Origin of the sequence: Paralcaligenes sp. KSB-10 (assembly GCF_021266465.1) — a bacterium.
Classification (GTDB): Bacteria; Pseudomonadota; Gammaproteobacteria; order Burkholderiales; family Burkholderiaceae_B.
This window is the reverse complement of the sequence record NZ_CP089848.1, coordinates 3,215,940-3,236,127: the sequence shown is the minus strand read 5'-3', so window position 1 is coordinate 3,236,127 and position 20,188 is coordinate 3,215,940. Positions and strand designations below refer to the sequence as shown.

At 56.5% G+C, this 20,188-nt stretch carries 20 protein-coding genes and 1 pseudogene; 11 read left to right on the top strand and 10 right to left on the bottom strand.

The features are described from left to right. Positions 1-303 precede the first annotated feature (303 nt). A complete protein-coding gene (locus LSG25_RS14925; protein WP_232741696.1) occupies positions 304-2,163 on the top strand; it encodes a sigma-54-dependent Fis family transcriptional regulator in 1,860 nt (619 codons plus the stop codon). Between the two features lie 82 nt (positions 2,164-2,245). Here LSG25_RS14925 and LSG25_RS14920 read toward each other — a convergent pair whose 3' ends face one another. Next, positions 2,246-3,178 (bottom strand): LysR family transcriptional regulator, encoded by a 933-nt coding sequence (locus LSG25_RS14920; protein ID WP_232741695.1) that lies wholly within the window; start codon positions 3,176-3,178, stop codon positions 2,246-2,248. Between the two features lie 154 nt (positions 3,179-3,332). Between LSG25_RS14920 and LSG25_RS14915 the strand changes: the two genes are divergently transcribed. Beyond that, the gene (locus tag LSG25_RS14915; protein ID WP_232741694.1) at positions 3,333-4,733 is read left to right on the top strand and encodes an MFS transporter; all 1,401 of its coding nucleotides are present in this window, start codon (positions 3,333-3,335) and stop codon (positions 4,731-4,733) included. A 307-nt stretch (positions 4,734-5,040) separates the two neighbouring features. On the opposite strand, the gene LSG25_RS14910 is transcribed toward LSG25_RS14915, so the two are convergent. From LSG25_RS14910 to LSG25_RS14870, 9 genes and pseudogenes are all read right to left on the bottom strand, one after another. Next, on the bottom strand, positions 5,041-5,619 hold the full coding sequence (locus LSG25_RS14910; RefSeq protein WP_232741693.1) for a PIN domain-containing protein: 579 nt from the start codon (positions 5,617-5,619) through the stop codon (positions 5,041-5,043). Between the two features lie 3 nt (positions 5,620-5,622). Continuing rightward, positions 5,623-6,096 carry a helix-turn-helix domain-containing protein gene (locus tag LSG25_RS14905; RefSeq protein ID WP_232741692.1) on the bottom strand — a complete coding sequence of 158 codons (474 nt, stop codon included), beginning with the start codon at positions 6,094-6,096 and terminating at the stop codon, positions 5,623-5,625. A gap of 774 nt (positions 6,097-6,870) precedes the next feature. Beyond that, a complete protein-coding gene (locus LSG25_RS14900; RefSeq protein WP_370635882.1) occupies positions 6,871-7,284 on the bottom strand; it encodes an Hsp20/alpha crystallin family protein in 414 nt (137 codons plus the stop codon). A gap of 16 nt (positions 7,285-7,300) precedes the next feature. After that, complete coding sequence (locus LSG25_RS14895; RefSeq protein WP_232741691.1) at positions 7,301-7,741, bottom strand: Hsp20/alpha crystallin family protein; 441 nt, start codon at positions 7,739-7,741, stop codon at positions 7,301-7,303. Positions 7,742-8,140: 399 nt separating this feature from the next. Further along, positions 8,141-8,818, bottom strand: coding sequence for an EAL domain-containing protein (locus LSG25_RS14890; RefSeq protein ID WP_370635881.1), 678 nt, complete (start codon positions 8,816-8,818; stop codon positions 8,141-8,143). 138 nt (positions 8,819-8,956) lie between these two features. Then, a complete protein-coding gene (locus LSG25_RS14885) occupies positions 8,957-9,490 on the bottom strand; it encodes a GGDEF domain-containing protein (protein ID WP_255696753.1) in 534 nt (177 codons plus the stop codon). Continuing rightward, a pseudogene (locus tag LSG25_RS14880) lies at positions 9,479-9,856 on the bottom strand (PAS domain-containing protein); the annotation flags it as partial. The gene LSG25_RS14885 and the pseudogene LSG25_RS14880, both read right to left, overlap by 12 nt. A gap of 197 nt (positions 9,857-10,053) precedes the next feature. Further along, positions 10,054-11,496 (bottom strand): deoxyribodipyrimidine photo-lyase, encoded by a 1,443-nt coding sequence (locus LSG25_RS14875; protein ID WP_232741689.1) that lies wholly within the window; start codon positions 11,494-11,496, stop codon positions 10,054-10,056. A gap of 22 nt (positions 11,497-11,518) precedes the next feature. Continuing rightward, the gene (locus LSG25_RS14870; protein ID WP_132476187.1) at positions 11,519-12,124 is read right to left on the bottom strand and encodes a TetR/AcrR family transcriptional regulator; all 606 of its coding nucleotides are present in this window, start codon (positions 12,122-12,124) and stop codon (positions 11,519-11,521) included. 185 nt (positions 12,125-12,309) lie between these two features. Here LSG25_RS14870 and LSG25_RS14865 point away from each other — a divergent pair, with 185 nt between their 5' ends. The 9 genes from LSG25_RS14865 to LSG25_RS14825 all read left to right on the top strand — a co-directional run bounded on the left by LSG25_RS14865 (position 12,310) and on the right by LSG25_RS14825 (position 20,167). Further along, positions 12,310-13,596: an NAD(P)/FAD-dependent oxidoreductase gene (locus LSG25_RS14865; protein ID WP_232741688.1), complete on the top strand. Its 1,287-nt coding sequence runs from the start codon at positions 12,310-12,312 to the stop codon at positions 13,594-13,596. Then, complete coding sequence (locus LSG25_RS14860) at positions 13,581-14,417, top strand: DUF1365 domain-containing protein (protein ID WP_255696583.1); 837 nt, start codon at positions 13,581-13,583, stop codon at positions 14,415-14,417. Before LSG25_RS14865 ends, LSG25_RS14860 begins: the two co-directional genes overlap by 16 nt. After that, entirely contained in the window at positions 14,414-15,628 is a 1,215-nt protein-coding gene (locus LSG25_RS14855) for a cyclopropane-fatty-acyl-phospholipid synthase family protein (protein WP_232741686.1), read from the top strand. Before LSG25_RS14860 ends, LSG25_RS14855 begins: the two co-directional genes overlap by 4 nt. Before the next feature lies 1 nt (position 15,629). Further along, a complete protein-coding gene (locus LSG25_RS14850; protein WP_232741685.1) occupies positions 15,630-16,145 on the top strand; it encodes a chalcone isomerase family protein in 516 nt (171 codons plus the stop codon). Then, positions 16,142-17,398 carry an MFS transporter gene (locus LSG25_RS14845; RefSeq protein WP_232741684.1) on the top strand — a complete coding sequence of 419 codons (1,257 nt, stop codon included), beginning with the start codon at positions 16,142-16,144 and terminating at the stop codon, positions 17,396-17,398. The genes LSG25_RS14850 and LSG25_RS14845 overlap by 4 nt, the downstream gene beginning before the upstream one ends. Beyond that, positions 17,395-17,919: a DUF3833 domain-containing protein gene (locus LSG25_RS14840; protein ID WP_232741683.1), complete on the top strand. Its 525-nt coding sequence runs from the start codon at positions 17,395-17,397 to the stop codon at positions 17,917-17,919. Before LSG25_RS14845 ends, LSG25_RS14840 begins: the two co-directional genes overlap by 4 nt. A gap of 26 nt (positions 17,920-17,945) precedes the next feature. Next, complete coding sequence (locus tag LSG25_RS14835; protein WP_232741682.1) at positions 17,946-18,728, top strand: SDR family NAD(P)-dependent oxidoreductase; 783 nt, start codon at positions 17,946-17,948, stop codon at positions 18,726-18,728. Positions 18,729-18,806: 78 nt separating this feature from the next. Continuing rightward, positions 18,807-19,259 (top strand): TspO/MBR family protein, encoded by a 453-nt coding sequence (locus tag LSG25_RS14830; protein WP_132476166.1) that lies wholly within the window; start codon positions 18,807-18,809, stop codon positions 19,257-19,259. Then, the gene (locus LSG25_RS14825) at positions 19,208-20,167 is read left to right on the top strand and encodes an alpha/beta hydrolase (protein ID WP_232741681.1); all 960 of its coding nucleotides are present in this window, start codon (positions 19,208-19,210) and stop codon (positions 20,165-20,167) included. Before LSG25_RS14830 ends, LSG25_RS14825 begins: the two co-directional genes overlap by 52 nt. The last annotated feature ends 21 nt before the right edge of the window (positions 20,168-20,188 follow it).

Below are 20,188 nucleotides of genomic sequence, written 5' to 3'. Positions count from 1 at the left end.
GCCAGCGATGCAGGGCCTCACCATGGCATGAAGCAACAAGCATGCCAGCACGGTTTTGTGGTGACCGCAGAAGCGCGTTGCGGATTTCGCCACCGACATCGGCGGCGGCTTTGGCCCAGTACGCGCTCGCGCCCATCCGATGCTGTACAGGGTCCGGGAATGCCTTTCAAAGGGCCCGCATACATGGCATACTGGCTCTGTAAAACGCAATGGAAACAATGGCCTGTCGCATTTTGCGACACCATGCCACGCAGCTTGCGACACCGCTGCGACGCAATCCGCAACATGGGGAATACTATGTCCATGCCGCCATCGCTACACGTGTCAGCCCGAACAGCCGCTACCGTCGGCCACAGTCCCGCCTCGCATATCCAGCGTTCCTGGGAACGCTGCGCCGACCTCGACCCTGCCCTGCTGCGCGACCCAGCTCCGCTGTCGCTGGCCGATCTCAACGTGCGGCGCGAGTCGCAGCGCCGCCTGCTGGAGCTGGCCCGGCCCGAGATCGCCGCGCTTGAATCCCTGGCCGAGGCCGCCCACAGCGTGGTCTTGCTGGCCGATCCCAGCGGCCTCATCCTGCAGGAAAGCGGCAACAAGACCTTCCTCGGCAGGGCGCGCCGCGTAGCCCTGCAGCCTGGCGTAAGCTGGGCGGAATCCATGCGCGGCACCAATGCGGTCGGCACGGCCCTGCACGACGGTCGGGCCGTGCGTGTGCACGGTGCCGAGCACTTCCTGCCCAGCAACCGCATACTCAGTTGCCATGCCGCTCCTGTCTTCTCCGGCACCGGCGGCATCCTCGGCGTACTCGATCTTTCAGGCCCTGCCGAAGAAACGCAAGGCTACGCGCTGGGCCTGGTACAGATGTATGCCAGTCTGATCGGCAATCGCATTCTGCACGACACACCGCTGCGGCGGCTGGTATTCCAGGCCGATCCCACGCGGCTCGGCGGTGTCGGGCAAGCCATTCTTCTGATCGACGACGCGCGGCGCATTGCGGGAGCCAATCCCGCCGCGCTGCAACTGCTGGATACCGATTGGTGCCTGATCGGCAGCCCCCTCGAACAATGGATCGATGGCGGACTGTCGCAGGGAACCTCGACCGGTGCGCTGCGCAGCCATAACGGCAAGCCTTTGGTGGGAACATTGCATGCGCCGGGGCCCCGCCTCCATCCCGTGGCTGTCCGGCCAACGCCTGCAGGCGGCATCGACAGCGCGCCCGAATTCGATCCGGCCCTGTGCGTGCGGCTGGAGCAGGCCGTGCGCGCCGCCAATGCGGGGCTGGCGCTGCTGCTGCAAGGCGAAACCGGAACCGGCAAGGAAGTCCTGGCGCGCCGCGTCCACGCGCAATCCATCTGGTGCGGTGGCCGTTTTATCGCCATCAATTGCGGCGCGTTGCCCGAGAGCCTGGTCGAGTCGGAACTGTTCGGTTACGAAAGCGGGGCCTTTACGGGAGCCCGGCGGGAGGGCGCGCGCGGCCTGCTGCGCCAGGCGCACAAGGGCGTCCTGTTCCTGGACGAGATCGGCGACATGCCGCTCGGCTTGCAGACGCGGCTGTTGCGCGTGCTGCAGGAACGCGAAGTTCAGCCTCTCGGGTCGGAAAAAAGCATCCCACTGGAATTCGGCCTGATCAGTGCCAGTAACCGCGACCTCAAGGCCATGGTGGACCACGGCACGTTCCGCGCCGATCTGTATTACCGTTTGCAAGACCTGCAGGTGTGCCTGCCGCCGCTGCGCGAGCGCGACGACCTGGCGCAGTTCCTGCAACGCAGCTTCATGCTGAAAGGGGGCCGCTACACCCCCGATGCGCTCGTCGCGCTCGGTCGTTATGCGTGGCCCGGCAACTACCGGGAAATGCACAGCGTCATGCGTCGGCTGCTGTGCCTGTATCCAGACCAGGAGCCGATCGATTCGCACATGCTGCCTGCCGAGATCCGTGCGGCGCGACCGCTCCCGCTGTCTGCCATCGATGCCCGCGCGCCAGCGCCCTCCATGCCCGGAACACCCGCAAGCCCCCGCCTGTGCGATCTCGAGCAGTCCGCCATCGACGCGGCGCTGCAAGCCTGCCAGGGCAACATCAGTCTTGCGGCGCGCAAGTTGGGCATACATCGCAGCACCTTGCACCGGCGCCTGAAAGCCCGCGATCATGGCGCGCCTTCAGGCCGCTGAAGGGTAAATAACGCAGCAGGACGATACGAGCGATGCGGTTTTCTTGAAACTGCACTCTTTCAGGCGGAACGGACCGAAACGTCTAGTCTTCCCCGGGAATGACTTGTTCCCGACAAACCCGCCGTACCAGTTGCCGCAACCAGCGGTGTGCCGGTTCCACTTCCAGGCGCGGGTGCCACATTTGTGAAATCGTGATGGTCTCAGCCGGAAAGGGAAGATCAAACGTCTGAAACCCCGCTGCTCTTTGCCTGCCTGCGGATTGATTGGGCAGATACGAAGCGGGAAGCAGTGCGATCAAGTCCGACGCCATCGCCACCGCCAGTGCCGCTGGAAACCCGGGCACTACACTGGCCACCTTGCGGGCCAAGCCCATTTCGGCCAGCGCGTCGTCGACCGGGCCATGAGAAAGCCCTCGGCGCGAGGCGACCACATGGCCGTACGAGACATAATGCTCGGCGGTGATTACCGGCTCGGACAGCAAGGGGTGGCCGGCTCTGACCACGCCGACGAAATGATCTCGAAACAACGCCTGAAGGCGGATTTCCGGCCCCATGTCGCTGACCACACCGATTTCCAGGTCGACCAGCCCTTCACGAAGATAGCGGGAATTCTTTTCTATTTTGGGCGCGAAGCGCAAACATACGCGTGGCGCCACGCTGGCCACAGCGGCAATCAGCATAGGACCGAACGCCTCGACAAACCCTTCGTTGGCCCGTATGGCAAAAACACGATCCAGAGAGGATAAATTCAGTTCGGAAACCGCGGGCTGCAGCAGTGCCCGGGCTTCGAGGACCGCATTGCGGGTTCGCTCACGGATTGCCTGCGCATAAGGGGTCAGAACCATGTGGCGCCCTGCCCGCACCAGCAAGGGGTCGCCGGTTACTTCACGCAGTCGGCCAAGCGTGCGGCTCATCGCCGAGGTGCTCAGGCCGGCGCGCCTCGCCGCGCCGGCCACACTGCCTTCGGCAAGCAGCACATCAAGCGCCATCAGCAGGTTGAAATCAGGTTCGGACATACGTATCGCGCCTTGTTGTTGTGAAAACCGTGTCGTGACAAAACAATATGCATGCGTGCCATGCAATATATGAGTGCAATTGGTGCGTCTTCCGCCTTGTTCTTGCCGCGATTATATTTCTTCAATGAATTAAACGACAATGAGGTGCGATTCCATGGAGTTATTTACAGACAAGCCTGGCGACGAAGGGCTGCCGGGCCGTGAGCGTGCCGCCGTCATGGCGGCACTGATGACCGCTACCGTCATGGTGGTGTTCGATGGGTCCGTGATCAATATTGCGTTGCCGAAGATGGCCGGTGCGCTGCAGGTTTCACCGGCTGTGGCAGTGTGGTTTGCCAATGGTTATCTGCTGTCGGTGGCCATGACATTGGCCATTTTCGCGGCGCTGGCCAGCCGCTTCGGGTTTCGACCGCTGTTCCTGTTTGGCCTTGCGTTGTTCACCGTGGCGTCTGCGGGCTGTGCGCTGGCGTCCGATGCGTTTGCGCTGATTGCCATGCGGGTATTGCAGGGCGTGGGTGGGGCGGCCGTGGTCAGCATTGGGCCGGCCATTCTCCGGTCGGTGTTTCCCGGCCGCCTGCTGGGTCGGGTTCTGGGCTTGAACGCGTTGCTGATCGCCGCCAGCACGGCCATTGCCCCGATTGTTGGCGGCACACTGCTCGACACCTGGGGCTGGCAGTGGCTGTTCGCCTTGAACATTGTTCCCGGTGTGATTGCGCTGGTGATTGCCATGAAGGCCCTTCCCCTGCGTACAGCGGCTGTGCGCGAGCCTTTCGACACCCCCGGGGCATTGCTGTCCGCCGTGCTGGTGGGGGCGTTGATCATGGCCGCCAATCACGCAACGATGCCGGGCGACGGCTGGTATGCCCTGATCGCGTTGGTGGCCGGCGTGGGGTTTGTGTGGCGCTTGCGCCATGCCAGGCAACCCCTTCTGCCTCCTGTTATCTTTACGTCAACCCGGTTTTCACTGGCGGCGTTGACCTCAATGGCGTCATTCGTGGGGCAGGGCATTACCTTTGTGGCGCTGCCGTTCCTGTTCCAGAACGTATACGGCTACAGCGCGTTTGAAACAGCGCTGTTGTTTACGCCATGGCCGGTAGGTATTGTGCTGGTCGCCTCTCATGCCGGGCGACTTGCCGACAAGTATTCACCCGCCATGATCTCCACTGTCGGCTTGTTCGCGTTGGTGGCGGGCCTGGTTTCGCTCGCCTTGTTGCCTCGGCAGCCGGAGGTTTGGGAGATAGGCGTGCGCTGTTTTCTGTGCGGGGTCGGTTTCGGCTGTTTTCAAAGCCCCAATAACCGTGAAATGCTGTCGAACGTGTCGCGTGAGAACAGCGGCTATGCCTCGGGGGTGCTGGCCATCATGCGTACGTTTGGCCAATGTCTGGGGGCGGCGCTGGTGGGTGTGCTGCTGGCCGTGATTGCGCAGGGTGGCGCTCCAGCCCTGGAACGGCAAGCGGTGCAGGTAAGCATGTGGATTGCGGTGGCGGCGACGGCGGTGGCCGTTGTGCTTAGCCTGAGCCGGTTGCGGAGAATTCCTTATCGTCTGGCATCGTAGGGCAGAGCAGGCCAATAAATGCAACAGCCAGCTTCGTGTTTGTTGCCGTGCAATCACGAGGCCGGAAAAGCAACACGCCAACCCTTGTGGATTGGCCAGATTGGCGTAAATGCTTGAATCTATTGATGCCGTTAGAAGAGTCGAACTCCTGACCTTCGCAGTACAGGTATCATTTTGGTTGTTTTTGTATGGCTCCTGGTGTTTTTCTAAGGAAGGCCGAACCGGGCATAAGACGCTTGAAATGTTGAAACCACATAAGCATTTACGCATCGCAGACTTGGCTAAGGGACTTGGGTAATTTCGCCAGTCAGATTAATCCAATTGCGTCTTCCAGTAATTTACAAGTTTGTGGCAAGCCTTGGGAGAGGTATGTGGCAATTAGCTCTTGTGCGGTTCGTTGTGGATTTTTGAGTCGTTCACGGAGCGTTTGGACGACCTTTAGCATTCTTACTGGAGCCAAGTCATATTGTGCGACTAGAAAATCATCGGGATGCAATATTTCTAGGCCATGTGCGTTTGCAATCTCGCTAGGAAAATCTTTGAGATTGAAAGTAACTATCGCATCGGCATGCCCAGCAATAGCTGCCGCGAGAACATGTCGATCATTTTCGTCTGGCAAGGTCAGAGAGTCGATAAGATATTCGTAATTTTCTACCAAACAGTCATCGACGGCCTCATTCATTAGCTCCACAGTACGATTCAGAGTGTCAGGTTTTAGATCCGGACGTTTAGCCAATACATTTCTGGTCCATTCATCGTGAATGGATGATGTCCAGCGCCCGCGGAATACGTCGGCCTCAGCAAGACTCAACAGTAAATCCCGCAACGGCGCTGGATACAAAACACAGGCGTCGAGAATGACGGTGTAGCTATACGATCCGGCCATTAATCAATAGCCCATATCCATCTCTTGAGCTTGGTCAGTTAGTTTCTGCAGAGCAGCTTCTGAGATTTTCCGCCTGTTTTCCTTGTACTTGACTACATCCTCAAAGCGTATTCTTCTATGTGTCCCGACCTTGTGATATTGAATCTTGCCGTCCTCCAACAGTCGTACGAGAAAAGGGCGGGAGACGTTCAAAAACATGGCAGCTTCTTGCGTCGTAACGTCAAGCTCCTTCGGTATTATGGCGACAGCCTTACCCTGGGCTAATGAGCCAAGCAGGTCGGCGATAAGCCGCAAAGCCTTAGGAGGCAAGCGCAGTAGAGGCGATCCATCATGCCGCTCGACGCCATCTTCAATTATCGCGATATTGATCGCTTTAGAATGATCCAGTGCGCTAACTATGCAACGCTGTGCGGCTTTTGCAAGCTCCACATCTTCTTTATTGTCCAGGACCATATCCAGATCGAGGTCGTTTGACATGTCATTTTCTCCAGGGCTTCAATGCTTACAACTTTGCAGCGCTGTAAGTTCCATTTGCTGTGGCAGGAATTTGAGTCAAATTCCTGCCACAGCAAATGGATAGGTCAAAGTCATTTTAAACAAATTATACGAAACAAAAGAAATATTCGCAACGGAATCGATTGCGGATTTTGTACGTTTTTTTAGGGCAAAAACTTATTCGTTAGAAGAAAAACTGCTAGACGAACTTCTGGATGAGTGGGATGACGGAAAAGCAAAACGCCAACCCTTGCGGATTGGCGTAAGTGCTTGAATCTACTGGTGCCGGTTAGAAGAGTCGAACTCCTGACCTTCGCATTACAAGTGCGTTTTTGCTGCCCAGGTGGCCACCCTAAGCTATTGAAAAATAAGAATTTTCTATACCTAGTGTTCCTGCATTTTACCTCATTTTCCTGGCCCATTTGGCCCAAATTTGGCCCAAACCTAAAGGTGGTGTCAAGTGCGGGGTAAATTCAGGTAATTAAAAAGCGAGTCTTTTGCCTATACTCTCCGCGGTCGACGTGACTGTTGATCTTCGGGGCAATCGTTTCGATGGTCGCCCACAACGATGGATACTCGCCACGATGTTCCTGCACCATGCCCACAGCGCGCTCACCTTTCGAGTTAAATGGATTTAATCCCGATACTCGCGAGCAGCGACTTGAAACTTTGCTTGATCCCTTACAGTTTTTCAACCGTATGTTGTGATCCGGACAGCTGAGCGGCCGCCCCTCGTGCGAGGGGCGGCCGTTCGCTTTAGCTTACCTTGATGTCGATTCGGCGCGGCTGGGCATGCTCGGCCTTCGGAATGCGCAGACTCAGCACACCTTGCTTGAGCTCGGCAGAAACCTTGCCGGTATCGAGTTCCTTGGACAGCGTAAACACCCGCCGGAAGCGGGGTAGACGGACCTCGACGTAAGTCGCCTCCATGCTTTCCAGCATTGGAATGCTCACTTCGCCCTCGATCGTCAGAGTGCCCGCCTCCACCTGCAGTTTGAGCTTGTCTTTGGGCACGCCTGGAAGATCGGCGCGTAGTGTTATGCCGGTGCTGTCTTCGATCACATCCACCGGCGGCATCAGGGCTTCATCGCTGCGCTGAGTGGCGTCGGCGCGGGTAGTCGCAGCACGGGAAGCCTGTTCGTTTCGGGCAATTGCAGTCGTATCGTTCATGATTGATTCTCCGATTTCATTCCACAGTAATGCGGCGGGGTTGGGCCGATTCCTGGCGCTTCATGTGGATGTGCAGCACGCCGTCATGATAGTCGGCGGATACCGTACTGGGATCCACATCGTCCGACAAGCTCACTACCCGCCGGAATCGGCCGCTGAAACGCTCATTGATGTGTACGGTGGCTTTTTCATCGTCGCCGGAAGGAAGTTCCGGGCTCCGTTCGCCGGCGATAGTTAGCAAACCACGATCCAGACTCACTTCCATCGTCGCCGGATCGAGACCAGGTGCAAAGGCGTAAACCTCCACTGATTGTGGCGTTCCGCCAACGTTTAGCGCGGGAAATCCTCCCCGATCGATGCCGCGAATGCTGGGTGACAGGCCAAACGCGTCCTGCATTTCGCGCTGCAGACGATCCAGCTCCGCGAATATGTCTCGGGCAAACAAGGGTCGGAACATAAGACTCTCCTTTTTGACGGTTGAACCATGCGTCGCGGCACACGCCGTGGCGCTTCCAGTGATTATTTTGGGGTCGACCCAGGAGATTTCAAGAGCTTGACTGTCCGCGTTGTAACCACAACCCGCACTCAATTTGCTCCAGGCAAACGCCTCTGGAATGGAAAATCCGCTCGGAATCTTCGATTCCGGTCAGCAAGGAAACCAACCAGCTTTTGAAGAAACAAGAAGATGGAATATGTAGCCTGCGCGATCTGTCGACCGTGTTCTCCGATCATCTGGTAGTTTGGGCCGATGCGCTGTTGCCCTGACGCGTAATGCTACAAAAAAAATACAAGTCCGGCCAGCGCGCCGGTGAAATTGCCACTACCCTGACCCGGAATGTAAGTGTGGGGTTTTAAGTTACACCAACTTGCCAATCGTCGGTCGGGCGAATAAATAACCTTGCATATAGCGAACGCCCAAGTCGCTCAACAAATCGCATTCGGCCTGGGTTTCGATTCCCTCGGCTATTATCAGGATGTCAAGTTTCTCGGCCATCAGTACGACGCCCGCCACAATGGCTTGCCGCGCCACATTGCTGTCAATGTCGCGGGTCAGCTCCATATCAAGCTTGAGCACGTGTGGCTGGAATCGGGCCAATAAGTTCAAGCCTGAATATCCGGCGCCGAAATCATCAATTGCTGTCGTGAATCCGTGTCGATGGTATTCCTCGAAAATATTTACGAGGTGTGCCGGGTCGTCCAGCTGTTCGCCTTCGGTTACTTCGAACATGAGCCTTTCCAGCGGAAATTCGCACTGGCGGGCAGCTTTCAATGTGGCCTGTATGCAGGCTGCGGGCTGGTAGACGGCGTTAGGCAGAAAGTTGATGCTCAGTTTGCAGTCCGGCAAATCCTGCAACCCAAGGCTGCTGGCCAGTTCTATGGCCTTGATGCGGCATGATTGGTCGAATTGATATCGGTTGCCGTCGTTGACCAGGGCGAGGACTGTCGCGGCGGATTCGCCTTGCAGCCCTCGAACCAGTGCTTCATATGCGTACGGCCGCCCGGTGTGAAGATCCAGGATGGGCTGAAACGCCATTGTGAAATCAAAATTCAGGCCATGTCCATCCCGGCATGCCGTGCATTTAGAAGCCGATGAAGGGTGGTCAGTTGAAGTAATGAACATTGGTTGATGCTCTGTGTAGATTGGTTGACGTGCATCACTGCCGAGGGTGTTTCATTCGTGAGTGGCGCTTTTCAATTTGATTTTTACTGTTCCCTTTCCGCCTGACTTTGCGCTATATAACGCCTTGTCGGCCCGAGCCATGGCAGAGTTCAAGCCTTCGCCAAACAATAACGCAGTTACTCCGGCGCTTGATCCAAACTGGATTGGATTGTTCTTTTTAATTTCAAGCTCAAAACTTCCAGCAACGATTTTCTGGGCCACCTGGTGCGCATCTTCAAGTAGTGTATCCGGCAGCAGGATGACAAATTCATCACCCCCAAGGCGAGCCACGAAATCATCCCGGCGAAGATTCGACAATAGTAAGGTCGCAAACATTCTAAGTAATTCGTCGCCGGCAAGGTGACCGTAAGTGTCATTCACCTGTTTGAATTCATCCAGATCCAGCAACACAAGCGAATGGCCGCGCGCCGATGGCCTGATGGACAGGCTGCGGAACTTTTCTTCCAGGGCGGCTCGATTAGGCAGGCCGGTCAGCACATCGCGGTGCGCCAGGCGCAATAGCCGTTCCGTTTGCTTGCGCTGCACGGTGATGTCGCGTTCGATCGCACCGAAGTAACGTACTTTGCCAGCCTCATCAGGCAATGGCACGATATGCAGGTGCAACCAATAAGGGGTGCCGTCCTTGTGATAGTTCAGAACCTCTTCGTGGCATTCGCGCTGTTGCTGTAGTGCTAGCTTTATACGGTCCAGAGCCTTGCGATCCGTGCCGGGCCCTTAAAGAATGCGGGGGCTTTGCCCCACTGCTTCTTCGAACGTATAGCCGGAGATGTCGGTAAATGCCTTATTTACATAAACAATTTTCGGGCCTGGAGCATCTAGGGGGTCAATCTCGGTAACAATGACCATATCATCAATACTTTCCAACAAGGTATATAGAAAGCTGGCTGACATGGTTTGGGGACGGGGCATTTAGAGGAACCTTACAATAAAAGCAATGGAACCTGCGATCATACCGATCCACATGCAAGATGAAATATATGTTATACGAAGTATGACAGAAAATCCCTCCACCCTCCTTTTGGCGTATGTTTCGGACGTTTTTAACCAGCGCGGTTGGCGAGGGAATGGGGGTGGGTTCTTTTGTGGGTTCAGTCTTTCAATATCCCGTAGCGCGCCAAGGTTACCTTGCGCGCGCAGCCGTGATCGACGATGGGCATAGGGTAGCTGACGCCCAGCGTTATCCCGGCGTGGACTAGCGCAGTTGGCTGAGCCAGCCACGGAGCATGGATATCTTTGCTGGAAAGAGCCGCGAGCTCGGGAACGTAGCGTCGAATGACGTGGCCCTGTGCATCGAATTTGCGCGATTGTGTGATGGGATTGAATATTCGAAAGTAAGGCTGCGCATCACAGCCTGTGGATGCGGCCCATTGCCAACCCCCATTATTGGCCGAGAGGTCAAAGTCGTTCAGTTGCCGGGCGAAGTACTGTTCGCCCCTGCGCCAGTCTATACCCAGGTCTTTGGTCAGGAAGCTTGCAACGACCATCCTGAGTCGATTATGCATATAGCCGGTCTGGTTCAACTGGCGCATGGCAGCGTCCACGATGGGATAGCCTGTGATGCCGTCGCACCAGGCCCGAAAAAGCTTGTCAGCTTCGGGGCCGCATTCCCATGAAATGGCATCATATTCAGGGCGAAATGCTTGTCCAGCGACATGGGGAAAGTGATGCAGAATCATGAAATAGAAATCACGCCATATCAGTTCGCTTAACCAGGTCGCCGCACCGACGCTGCCTGCTTGCATGGCGGGATAGGCTTCGCGGGCCAGGGCGCGAATTGAAATGGTGCCGAAGCGCAAATGCACGGACAGATAGCTCGGCCCTTTAACGGCGGGGAAATCCCGGCGTTCGTGATAGAGATCCATGCGTGGCAGGAAATCAGCAAGCAAACCCTGAGCGCCGCGACTGCCGGTAGCTACGGGAATCGGATGCGCTGGATGGCTGAAACCAATATCATTAAGGGAGGGGCGTTGCGTCAGCTGGGCTGGCGGCGGCGCCAACGTGCCTGATGGCGGCTGATTGATAAACGGTTCAATATGCGTCGGGCGCAGTGCCTTGAGCCAGGCGTTTTTGTAGGCCGTAAACACCTTATAAGGTTCGCCTTGCCCATTAAGAATTTCGTCCATTTCGAAGATGGCTTGATCTTTGCACTGGAGAAAATGACGCTGTTCCAGCTTGAGCGCGGCAGCCACCCGCTGGTCGCGCGATTTTGCTTCAGGCTCGTAGTCGCGGCCAGCGAAGACGACGTCTGCATTCAGGCTTCGCGCCAAATCGGGTATTGCTTTATGCGCAGCCTCATGGCGAACGATCAGCCCACCGCCGGCCGCCCGCAGCTCAGCATCAAGTTCGGTGATGCAGTCGTCAATAAAAGCGACGCGCCGGTCATCCGCAGGAAGTGTCGACAGAATGTCGGTATCAAAGACAAAAACACAAAAAAGCCTGCGACATTCGCGTAACGCCTGTACCAGGGTGGCATTGTCCTCAAGGCGCAAGTCGCGCCGAAACCACATCAGGCCGCGTTCGAATTTGGGCATGGCGCTGGTTCCCGGGGCAAAGCTACTGTAAGCCTTCAAAGCAGACCTTCAGCATATGTTGCACGATGGCATCGTCATCCAGCTTGCTATAGAGCTGAAGATATTCGACTGACGGGTCGCAGGTTCTGGCATAGAAAGAGAACAGGATCACGTCATCGGGCAGGCTGGTGCTGAGCTCACCCTTGGCTTTGCCTTGCCCAACGATTTTCTTGAGCCGATTATGCAGCTTGAGTACGCGTGTGACATACCTCAAGTTGCGTGTAAGCATCTTGCGTACATGAGGACTGGTTGAGGGAAGAAACGGCAAGCCGCCGGTCAGCCGCACCCTTAGTGCCCACTCCAGCAATGCCTTTAGTTGCTCGCGTGGCGTTGCCTCTTTTGGCAAATCATCAAGACGCTCCAGCGCTCCATTCATCAGCCGAATCATGGCTTCGCAAACCAGATCTTCCTTGGACTTGAAATGCTTGTATAAGCTGGGCTTGGAGATACCGACCTCGATGGCGATGTCGTCCATCGTCATCAGATCAAAACCCTTGACGCCCAGGGTTTTCGCGGTGGCGTCAAGAATTGCGTCTTCGCGCATCTTAAAAGCCTTGTCTTTGAAGCTGGATCGATTTAGAATACTCATTCGTAAATATAAATACTAAATAGTAGCGGTTTTGACATGGAAGTAGATTTAATCTTATCACTGATTGCTGAGAATGCGCACAATGTTTACTGCTCGCACAGATATTCCTAGGGTTTGCATCGCGCCACCACCGTGCCGCCGTCGCCACCCACATCAAAGCGGTGTGCCGACCGTCAGGGTGCTTCATGTCTAGCGCCCCCGTTTATGGCGCGCGTGTCGCCGTGGTGGGTGCGGGCATCAGTGGCCTGGCCAGCGCTTACTTGCTGGCCAGGCGTTACGACGTCACCTTGTTCGAAGCCGCCGACTATCCCGGTGGGCATACCAATACGGTGGATGTGACCCTGGACGGCGTGACGCATCCCGTCGATACCGGCTTTCTGGTTCTCAATGACCGCACCTATCCGAATCTCATCAAGCTGTTCGAAGAGCTGGGGGTAGCCACACATCCCAGTGACATGAGCTTTTCCGTGTCGCTCGATGATGGCCGGCTTGAATGGGCGGGCAGTGATCTGAACACGGTGTTTGCGCAGCGGCGCAACATTTTTTCGCCGAGCTTTATTGGCATGTTGCGCGATATCGTGCGTTTCAATGGTTCGGCGCAGCGCCATCTTGATATGGCAGAGACCACGGGCTGCTCTTTGAACGAGCTCTTGTTGCAGGGCGGTTATGGCATCACTTTCAGGAACAACTATCTGCTTCCCATGTCGTCGGCTATCTGGTCTAGCGCCGCCGCCGATATCCTGAACTTCCCGGCCGCAACTTTTCTTCGTTTCTGCGTAAATCACGGGCTGTTGCAAGTGCGCAATCGTCCTCAATGGAGAACCGTGGTCGGCGGTGGCCGTGAATACGTGGGACGCATGATTCGCCAGATTCCCGGCCTGCGCCTGAACTCCCGGGTGCTCGGGATTTCTCGCAACGCAGGCAGCGTTTCCATATTGACCGCGTCGGGCGCAGAGCAATTCGATGCTGTCATCATGGCTACGCACGCTCCTGACTCGCTGCGCATGCTGGCAAATCCCGATAGGCGCGAGCAAGCCATACTCGGCGCCGTGCGCTATCAAAAAAATACGGCGGTGCTTCATACCGATGCTTCTCTTTTGCCTCGCCGTCGCCGCGTATGGTCCGCCTGGAACTACCTGGGCGCAAATGCGGCGGGCGCCAGCCGTCCTGTTTGTGTTAGCTATCTGCTTAATCAGCTCCAGCCCTTGCCGTTCAGCACGCCACTGGTGGTAACCCTGAACCCCATCGAGCCGCCCGCGCCGGAGAAGCTGCTGTCTTCCTTCGAGTATGCGCATCCCATTCTTGACCTGCATGCCATTGCGGCACAGACGCAGCTTTCCTCGCTGCAGGGGTTGAACGGCACCTGGCATGTCGGTGCCTGGACGGGTTATGGTTTTCACGAAGACGGCCTGAAATCAGCGCTTCGCATCGCCAAAAGTTTTGGCGTTTCCCCGGAATGGGCCAAGTTATGAGCACCTTTGGTTCCACTTCAGACACACTAAGTCCCCCCTTGTTGCTGGTTGAGCGGGTTATGCATGAACGGCTGCGGCCTGCGCACAACCGTTTTGTTTACCCGGTGTTCTGCGTACGGCTCAATCTTGATCGGCTGAAAGATCTTGATCGATGGTGGTTTGGTGTAGATCGCCGTTGCTTGATGGGCATCCGTACGCGCGACTATGGGGCATGCGACGGATCTGATCTGGCCGCCTGGATGCGTCGGCATCTTGCCGAAGCGGGCGTGCAGGCCGATGGCGAGATCTGGCTGCAGACCTTTCCCCGCGTCTTCGGCTACGTCTTCAATCCGGTAAGTTTCTGGTATTGCCATGACAGCGCAGGCGGATTGCGAGCGCTATTGGCTGAGGTAACCAGTACCTTCGGAGAGCGGCACAGTTATCTGCTGACTGGGCCAGAGGGCCAGGCCATCACCAGCAGCACCACGCTCGAATGCCGGAAGCAATTGCATGTATCGCCTTTTTGTCGCGTAGAAGGCCGATATCAGTTTCGCGTACGGGACACGGCAGACACTTCATTCGTGGGCATTGATTATTTTGATAGCGCTGGTCTGGTGTTGCGTACATCAATTGGTGGGCGCAAGAGCGTGCTCAACCGCCAATCGGCTACGCAGGCCTTAATGAGACAGCCTTTTATGACATTTTCAATCATTGCACGAATTTATTGGCAGGCAGTGCGTCTTTGGCTAGCTAACGTTCCATTTTTTCCAAAACCTCAAGTTTCGAACGCGGCATCACCCACCGTTACTTCCGAAAACGCAATAACAGAAAAGAAACCATGACATCCTACTTTGCGTCTGACTCCGCCATAGAGCGTGTGCCCACGTATGCCCAGCTATTTTTTTCGCTGCTCGAGCGCGTCCGGGTCGGACATCTGACTCTGGTAATGCCATCAGGCGAGAGGCGAATATTCGGCAACTCCATGTCGCTGCCTGGGGCCGTGCTGACCATCCATGATTGGCGTGCTTGCTCGCGGATACTTAAGAGCGGTGACATCGGTTTTGCAGATGCCTATCAGGCTGGCTGGCTGGACACCCCGGATTTGACAGACCTGCTGCGCTTTGCTTTGTGCAATGAAGCGGTGCTTCCCGAGGCGGTGTGGGGCAAATGGATTTCGCGCCTGTGGTACGCCTTGTTGCATCGCTTGCGCGTGAACAGCCGGGCGGGAAGCAAACGCAATATCCATGCCCATTACGATATCGGCAACGCGTTTTATAAACAGTGGCTGGATCCCGGGATGAGTTATTCCAGCGCGCTGTTTGCGGGAGAGGCGGCAAAGAGCCTCGAACAGGCCCAGACTGACAAGTACGAGCATATCGTGCAGTCTTTGGCATTGCGGCCGGGTATGCAGGTGCTGGAAATAGGCTGTGGCTGGGGAGGGTTTGCCTTGCATGCCGCCCGTCAGGGAATACGAGTGCATGCCGTGACGATTTCTGAAGCCCAGTACGAATTGGCGCGGCAACGCATCCTGGATGAAGGGCTCACTGAGGTCGTCCGGGTAGAGCTTTGCGATTATCGTGATCTGCATGGCCAGTACGACGCCGTGGTCTCTATAGAAATGTTCGAAGCGGTAGGCGAAAAATTCTGGCCGGAGTTTGGCCGCATCTTGCACGAACGGCTCAAGCCCGGAGCACAGGCACTGCTTCAATCCATCACCATCGACGAAGCGCGATTCGAGCATTATCGCCGCAGCAGCGACTTCATCAGGCAGGCCATTTTCCCTGGCGGCATGCTGCCTAGCCCGGAGCGACTGCTCGGGGTAGGGCGCAAGGCTGGTCTTGAGGGTGACATTACGCTGCGCTTCGGCCTGGATTACGCCGAAACCCTCAGGCGCTGGCGACAGGCATTCGAGAAGAATCTGACAGAAGTTCGCAGGCTGGGATTCGACGATGCTTTTGTGCGTGTCTGGCGGCTCTACCTTGCTTATTGCGAGGCGGGGTTTGAAGAGCAGCGCACGGATGTTGTGCAATTTGTATTTACCAGGCCCAGCTAGCATGCGCGGCGGCCTGATTGCACTCGCCCTGTTTTTCTTCAGCGGCCATGCGTGGTCGGACTGGCGACCGGCGCTGCCGGATGCACAGCTTTGCGGGCAGGGCGAGTTTCGAATGTTTGGATTTGATATTTATACTGCGCAATTGTGGGGTAGCTGCGACTCAGCCCCCTTCGATGCGCCGTTTGCGTTGCAACTGACCTACCATCGCACTATTGCGCGCAGCAAGATTGTTGACAGCAGCCTGGATGAAATGATGCGTCTGGCGGCTCGTCCCGTGTCCAGTGTTACGCTGGCGCATTGGCGCGACCTGATGCAGACGGCTTTTGTTGATGTAAAGTCGGGCGACACGCTTACTGGGGTTTATCTACCCGGCGAAGGCGTGAGGTTCTATGCCGGCACCCGGCTCACGGCGGATATCGACGACGTTCAGTTTGCACGTGCCTTTTTTGAAATCTGGCTGCATGCAGAGACGCGGGCGCCAGGCCTGCGCAACGATTTGCTGAAGGCAAGGCCATGAGCCGACGCGCAGCTTCGTTCGCGGCATATGGCCTGCTCGGCATGCCGCTGGCCATGGCAGCCTTGCCTGTCTACATTCAGGTACCCATTTACTACACCAGCCAGCTTGGGCTGTCGCTGTCGCTGACAGGGTTTGTGCTATTTGCCGCCAGGATTGTCGATACGGTCCAGGACCCCTGGATAGGTCTGTGGGTGGACCGTCTTGCGCGTCGATCCCGCCTTGGCCGTGCGCTGTGGGTGGCATGCCTGGTGCTTATTATTGCCTTTGCCGGATTGTGGCTGGCGCCAGTATCCGGTCCGCTGCTGGCTGCATGGCTGGCGTTTGCTCTGATCATTGTCTATACCGCTCACAGCGTGCTGAACATCGCCTATCTGGCTTGGGGCGCCCGATTGGCGCCCGATACCGTTGGGTTGACCAAAGCTGCGGGCTGGCGTGAGGCCTTCGGCCTGGCCGGGGTTGTGCTTGCGAGCACGCTTCCAGCCTGGCTGGTCAATGCCGCAGACAGGAGTTCTCAACAAAGCATGGGTGCCTACTCCATCGCGTTCGCGCTCCTGCTGGCGCTGGGCGTTACTGCCTTGCTCCATCGGGCGCCGTCGTGGCTTCATGCTCAACTGGCGGAAAATAGCGCTTCATGGCGCGTCTGCCTGGCTAACCAGCCGGTCAGGCGCCTGTTGCCTCCTTATTTTCTGAACGCTTTGTCGGTATCCGTTCCGGCCACACTTGCGCTTTTCTTTATTGCCGATGTGCTCGTGGAACCGCACTGGTCGGGCTATTTTCTGGGCACGTATTTTCTGGCCGGCGCGGCAGGCATGCCGGTATGGATGAAACTGGCAACGCGCCTGGGCCCGGCTCGCGCATGGCGACTGGGCATGATTCTGGCAATCATCACTTTTGTGTGGGCTGCCACGCTGGGGCCTGGTGATCGCTACCCTTATCTTGCCATTTGTGTATTGGCAGGCCTTTCACTTGGCGCCGACCTGGTGTTGCCTCCGGTTTTGCTGGCCCGCCTGATACCCGATCGCCAAGCGCCAGCGGCCTACTACGGTTTATGGAGCCTGCTCGGGAAGCTCGCGCTGGCTTTATCGGGTCTTGCTCTGCCCTGGCTGGCCATTCTGGATTACCAGCCCGGCGAGATCGGCAGCGGCGGGCATGCCTTGGCCTGGACCTACGGTGGGTTGCCATGTTTTTTGAAGTTGCTGGCCTTGTGGCGCTTGCGTAATTTTCACGATTCAAATGGAGAACAAACCACATGAAAAGACTGCTTATGCTGGGAAGTGTGCTGGCACTTACTGCCTGCGCCATGCCCGATGTTTCCCGCTACGCCCAGGACGAGCCCAAGCTCGATGTCACCCAGTATTTTCAGGGCAAGACCGAAGCATGGGGCATGTTTCAAAAACGCAGTGGCGAGGTCGTCAAGCGCTTTCACATAAAGATGGAGGGCCATAACCAGGATGACAAGTTCATTCTAAAAGAGCATTTCTTCTATACCGATGGAACGAGTCAGGAGCGTGTATGGACTTTTACGCGGCAGACGGATGGTTCACTGCATGGCAGGGCTGATGATGTGGTGGGCGTAGCCATAGGCAAGGGGGCCGGCAATGCCTTTCGCATGCGCTACACGCTTAAGTTGCCGGTTGGCGACTCCGTCCACAACGTCAAGTTTGATGACTGGCTCTTCAGGGTGGATGAGACGACCGTCGTGAATAGGGCTAGCGTGACGAAGTTTGGTTTCGAAGTCGGGCAGGTCACTGTGTTTTTTCGCCGTGACCAATAATTGGTTGCAGGCATAGCGAGGCTATCATGTTTCTGAAGGCGCTTAATCCTCGCTGGACTCACTGGCAGGGGAAACGAGTATGGCTGGTTGGTGCCTCCAGCGGTATCGGCGCGGCAGTTGCCCTCGACCTGCTGCGGCAGGGAGCGCGCGTCGCCCTGAGCGCGCGCAGGCAGGATGCGCTTCTCGCTGTTGCCGCCAACTCGGCGCTGGCCAGCGTGCTGCCCATGGATGTCACGGATCCTGCCGCGTGGAGGGTCGTGCACGATCGATTGATTCAAGAGTGGGGCGGGCTGGATCTGATCGTTTTTTGTGCCGCGCAGTATGAGCAGATACGTCCATGGGAACTGCAGTCAGACAAGGTTCGAGGAACAATTGAAACCAATCTTTCCAGCGTTTATTACGGGCTTGAAGTGATCCTGCCTGGCCTGATCGCTCGAGGCAATGGTTCGATTGCGTTGATCGCCAGTGTGGCTGGCTACCTGGGGCTGCCCAATGCCACCGTGTACGGGCCGACCAAGGCTGCACTCATCAACTTGGCGGAACTGCTTTATGCAGAGCTGCACCCAAAGGGCCTGGGTGTCTATTTGGTGAACCCCGGTTTTGTGAAAACCAAGCTGACCGCCAATAACAAGTTTCCTATGCCCGCCATGATTTCCGCGAACGAGGCTGCCAGGCAGATAATCGATGGTATCGAGAAGGGACAGTTTGAGATTCATTTTCCGAAACGATTTACACGGCTGCTCAAGGTAATTGAACTGTTGCCATATCGTCTGCGGCTGACTGCGCTGGGGCAGATGATGAAGCAGTGATGACGTGCGATCTTCTCGTTGTATCGGATAAGGCACTGCCATGCGCTTAGAGCTATTAATCAAATCAGGTAGATGACAATGCATCAATACAAATCGTTGGTCGTTTTTCTTGCCTTGACCGGGGCAACGGCATTGATAGGAAGCCAGTTCCTGCCAGGCCCTTGGTATGCGTCGTTAAACAAACCATTTTTCAACCCGCCGAACTGGATTTTCGCGCCTGTGTGGACCGTTCTGTATGTGATGATGGCGGTTGCCGCCTGGCGCATATGGACACGAGTCGGGAGGATCGACAGCGCTCTTGCTTTATGGGCAATACAGCTAGTTTTGAACGGACTATGGTCCTGGATTTTCTTTGGCTTGCACCGCTCCGGCCTGGCGCTGATCGATATCGGTATCCTGCTCGTCATGATCGCGATAGTGACTATGCTTTTTATGCGTCGCGACCGGCTGGCAGGCTATTTGATGTTGCCCTATCTGGCATGGGTGGCCTTTGCTTCGGTGCTCAATTTTTCTCTCTGGCTATTGAATTGACGGTGCTTCGTCCCGTGATCTATGCCTCAATAATAGTATTGCTGTCGTTGGCGGCACTGGCCGTGTTTTCCCCGCTGAGGCTTGTGAACATGCTTGCTTGGGCTGACGTAAAAAGCAAGGTGGTGAAAAACCTGTCTTATGGCAACGAAATGCGCCAAAAGCTTGATATCTATATTCCTGCGCAATCGGAGTCGGCGCCCAATGTGGTCGTATTCCTCTACGGGGGAAACTGGAACAGCGGGTCGCGTGGGCAGTATGGCTTTGTAGGTAAAGCGCTGGCTTCACGAGGCATCATGGCCGTAGTGGCCGATTACCGCCTGTCTCCTGAGGTAGCATATCCCGTCTTCATTGAGGATACAGCCCAAGCGGTATCGTGGACACTGAAACACATAGGCGAATATGGGGGTAACGTCGGCAACGTTTTTGTAGCTGGCCACAGTGCGGGGGCCTACAATGCAGCCATGGTGGCGCTGGATCCACGCTGGCTTGCAAAACTCGATGCAAGTCCGGCGGCGCTGCGCGGCTGGATAGGTATCGCAGGCCCCTACGACTTCCTGCCCATTGTGGCCGAGTCCATAAAGCTCGCTTTTCTCTATCCGAATACGCCTGTGGACTCGCAGCCCGTAAGACACGTTACTGCTGCAGCACCGCCCACACTGCTGATTACCGGCGCCGCAGATGATGTAGTGGATCCGGAGAGAAATTCCGCAGGTCTCGCCGCGGATCTACGCGCCGCGCATGTTCCGGTGCAAACCATTATCCTTGAAGACGTAGGCCATGGCCTACTGGTTGGGGCGTTTGCGCCTTTACTGCGATCTTTTTTTCCGGTGCTCGACGAGGTGAGCGCTTTTGTATCTTGTATTTCAGATACTGTACGCCGTAAAGAGGATATCTGCGTTCGCTCTTAGGCTGCAAGGATAGGCACAGTG

What these genes read in the sequence shown, in the direction of transcription:
- LSG25_RS14925 (WP_232741696.1), top strand. Translation starts at nt 304, where the DNA reads ATGCCGCCATCGCTACACGTGTCAGCCCGAACAGCCGCTACCGTCGGC.
- LSG25_RS14920 (WP_232741695.1), bottom strand. Translation starts at nt 3,178, where the DNA reads ATGTCCGAACCTGATTTCAACCTGCTGATGGCGCTTGATGTGCTGCTT.
- LSG25_RS14915 (WP_232741694.1), top strand. Translation starts at nt 3,333, where the DNA reads ATGGAGTTATTTACAGACAAGCCTGGCGACGAAGGGCTGCCGGGCCGT.
- LSG25_RS14910 (WP_232741693.1), bottom strand. Translation starts at nt 5,619, where the DNA reads ATGGCCGGATCGTATAGCTACACCGTCATTCTCGACGCCTGTGTTTTG.
- LSG25_RS14905 (WP_232741692.1), bottom strand. Translation starts at nt 6,096, where the DNA reads ATGTCAAACGACCTCGATCTGGATATGGTCCTGGACAATAAAGAAGAT.
- LSG25_RS14900 (WP_370635882.1), bottom strand. Translation starts at nt 7,284, where the DNA reads ATGAACGATACGACTGCAATTGCCCGAAACGAACAGGCTTCCCGTGCT.
- LSG25_RS14895 (WP_232741691.1), bottom strand. Translation starts at nt 7,741, where the DNA reads ATGTTCCGACCCTTGTTTGCCCGAGACATATTCGCGGAGCTGGATCGT.
- LSG25_RS14890 (WP_370635881.1), bottom strand. Translation starts at nt 8,818, where the DNA reads ATGGCGTTTCAGCCCATCCTGGATCTTCACACCGGGCGGCCGTACGCA.
- LSG25_RS14875 (WP_232741689.1), bottom strand. Translation starts at nt 11,496, where the DNA reads ATGCCCAAATTCGAACGCGGCCTGATGTGGTTTCGGCGCGACTTGCGC.
- LSG25_RS14870 (WP_132476187.1), bottom strand. Translation starts at nt 12,124, where the DNA reads ATGAGTATTCTAAATCGATCCAGCTTCAAAGACAAGGCTTTTAAGATG.
- LSG25_RS14865 (WP_232741688.1), top strand. Translation starts at nt 12,310, where the DNA reads ATGTCTAGCGCCCCCGTTTATGGCGCGCGTGTCGCCGTGGTGGGTGCG.
- LSG25_RS14860 (WP_255696583.1), top strand. Translation starts at nt 13,581, where the DNA reads ATGGGCCAAGTTATGAGCACCTTTGGTTCCACTTCAGACACACTAAGT.
- LSG25_RS14855 (WP_232741686.1), top strand. Translation starts at nt 14,414, where the DNA reads ATGACATCCTACTTTGCGTCTGACTCCGCCATAGAGCGTGTGCCCACG.
- LSG25_RS14850 (WP_232741685.1), top strand. Translation starts at nt 15,630, where the DNA reads ATGCGCGGCGGCCTGATTGCACTCGCCCTGTTTTTCTTCAGCGGCCAT.
- LSG25_RS14845 (WP_232741684.1), top strand. Translation starts at nt 16,142, where the DNA reads ATGAGCCGACGCGCAGCTTCGTTCGCGGCATATGGCCTGCTCGGCATG.
- LSG25_RS14840 (WP_232741683.1), top strand. Translation starts at nt 17,395, where the DNA reads ATGAAAAGACTGCTTATGCTGGGAAGTGTGCTGGCACTTACTGCCTGC.
- LSG25_RS14835 (WP_232741682.1), top strand. Translation starts at nt 17,946, where the DNA reads ATGTTTCTGAAGGCGCTTAATCCTCGCTGGACTCACTGGCAGGGGAAA.
- LSG25_RS14830 (WP_132476166.1), top strand. Translation starts at nt 18,807, where the DNA reads ATGCATCAATACAAATCGTTGGTCGTTTTTCTTGCCTTGACCGGGGCA.
- LSG25_RS14825 (WP_232741681.1), top strand. Translation starts at nt 19,208, where the DNA reads ATGGGTGGCCTTTGCTTCGGTGCTCAATTTTTCTCTCTGGCTATTGAA.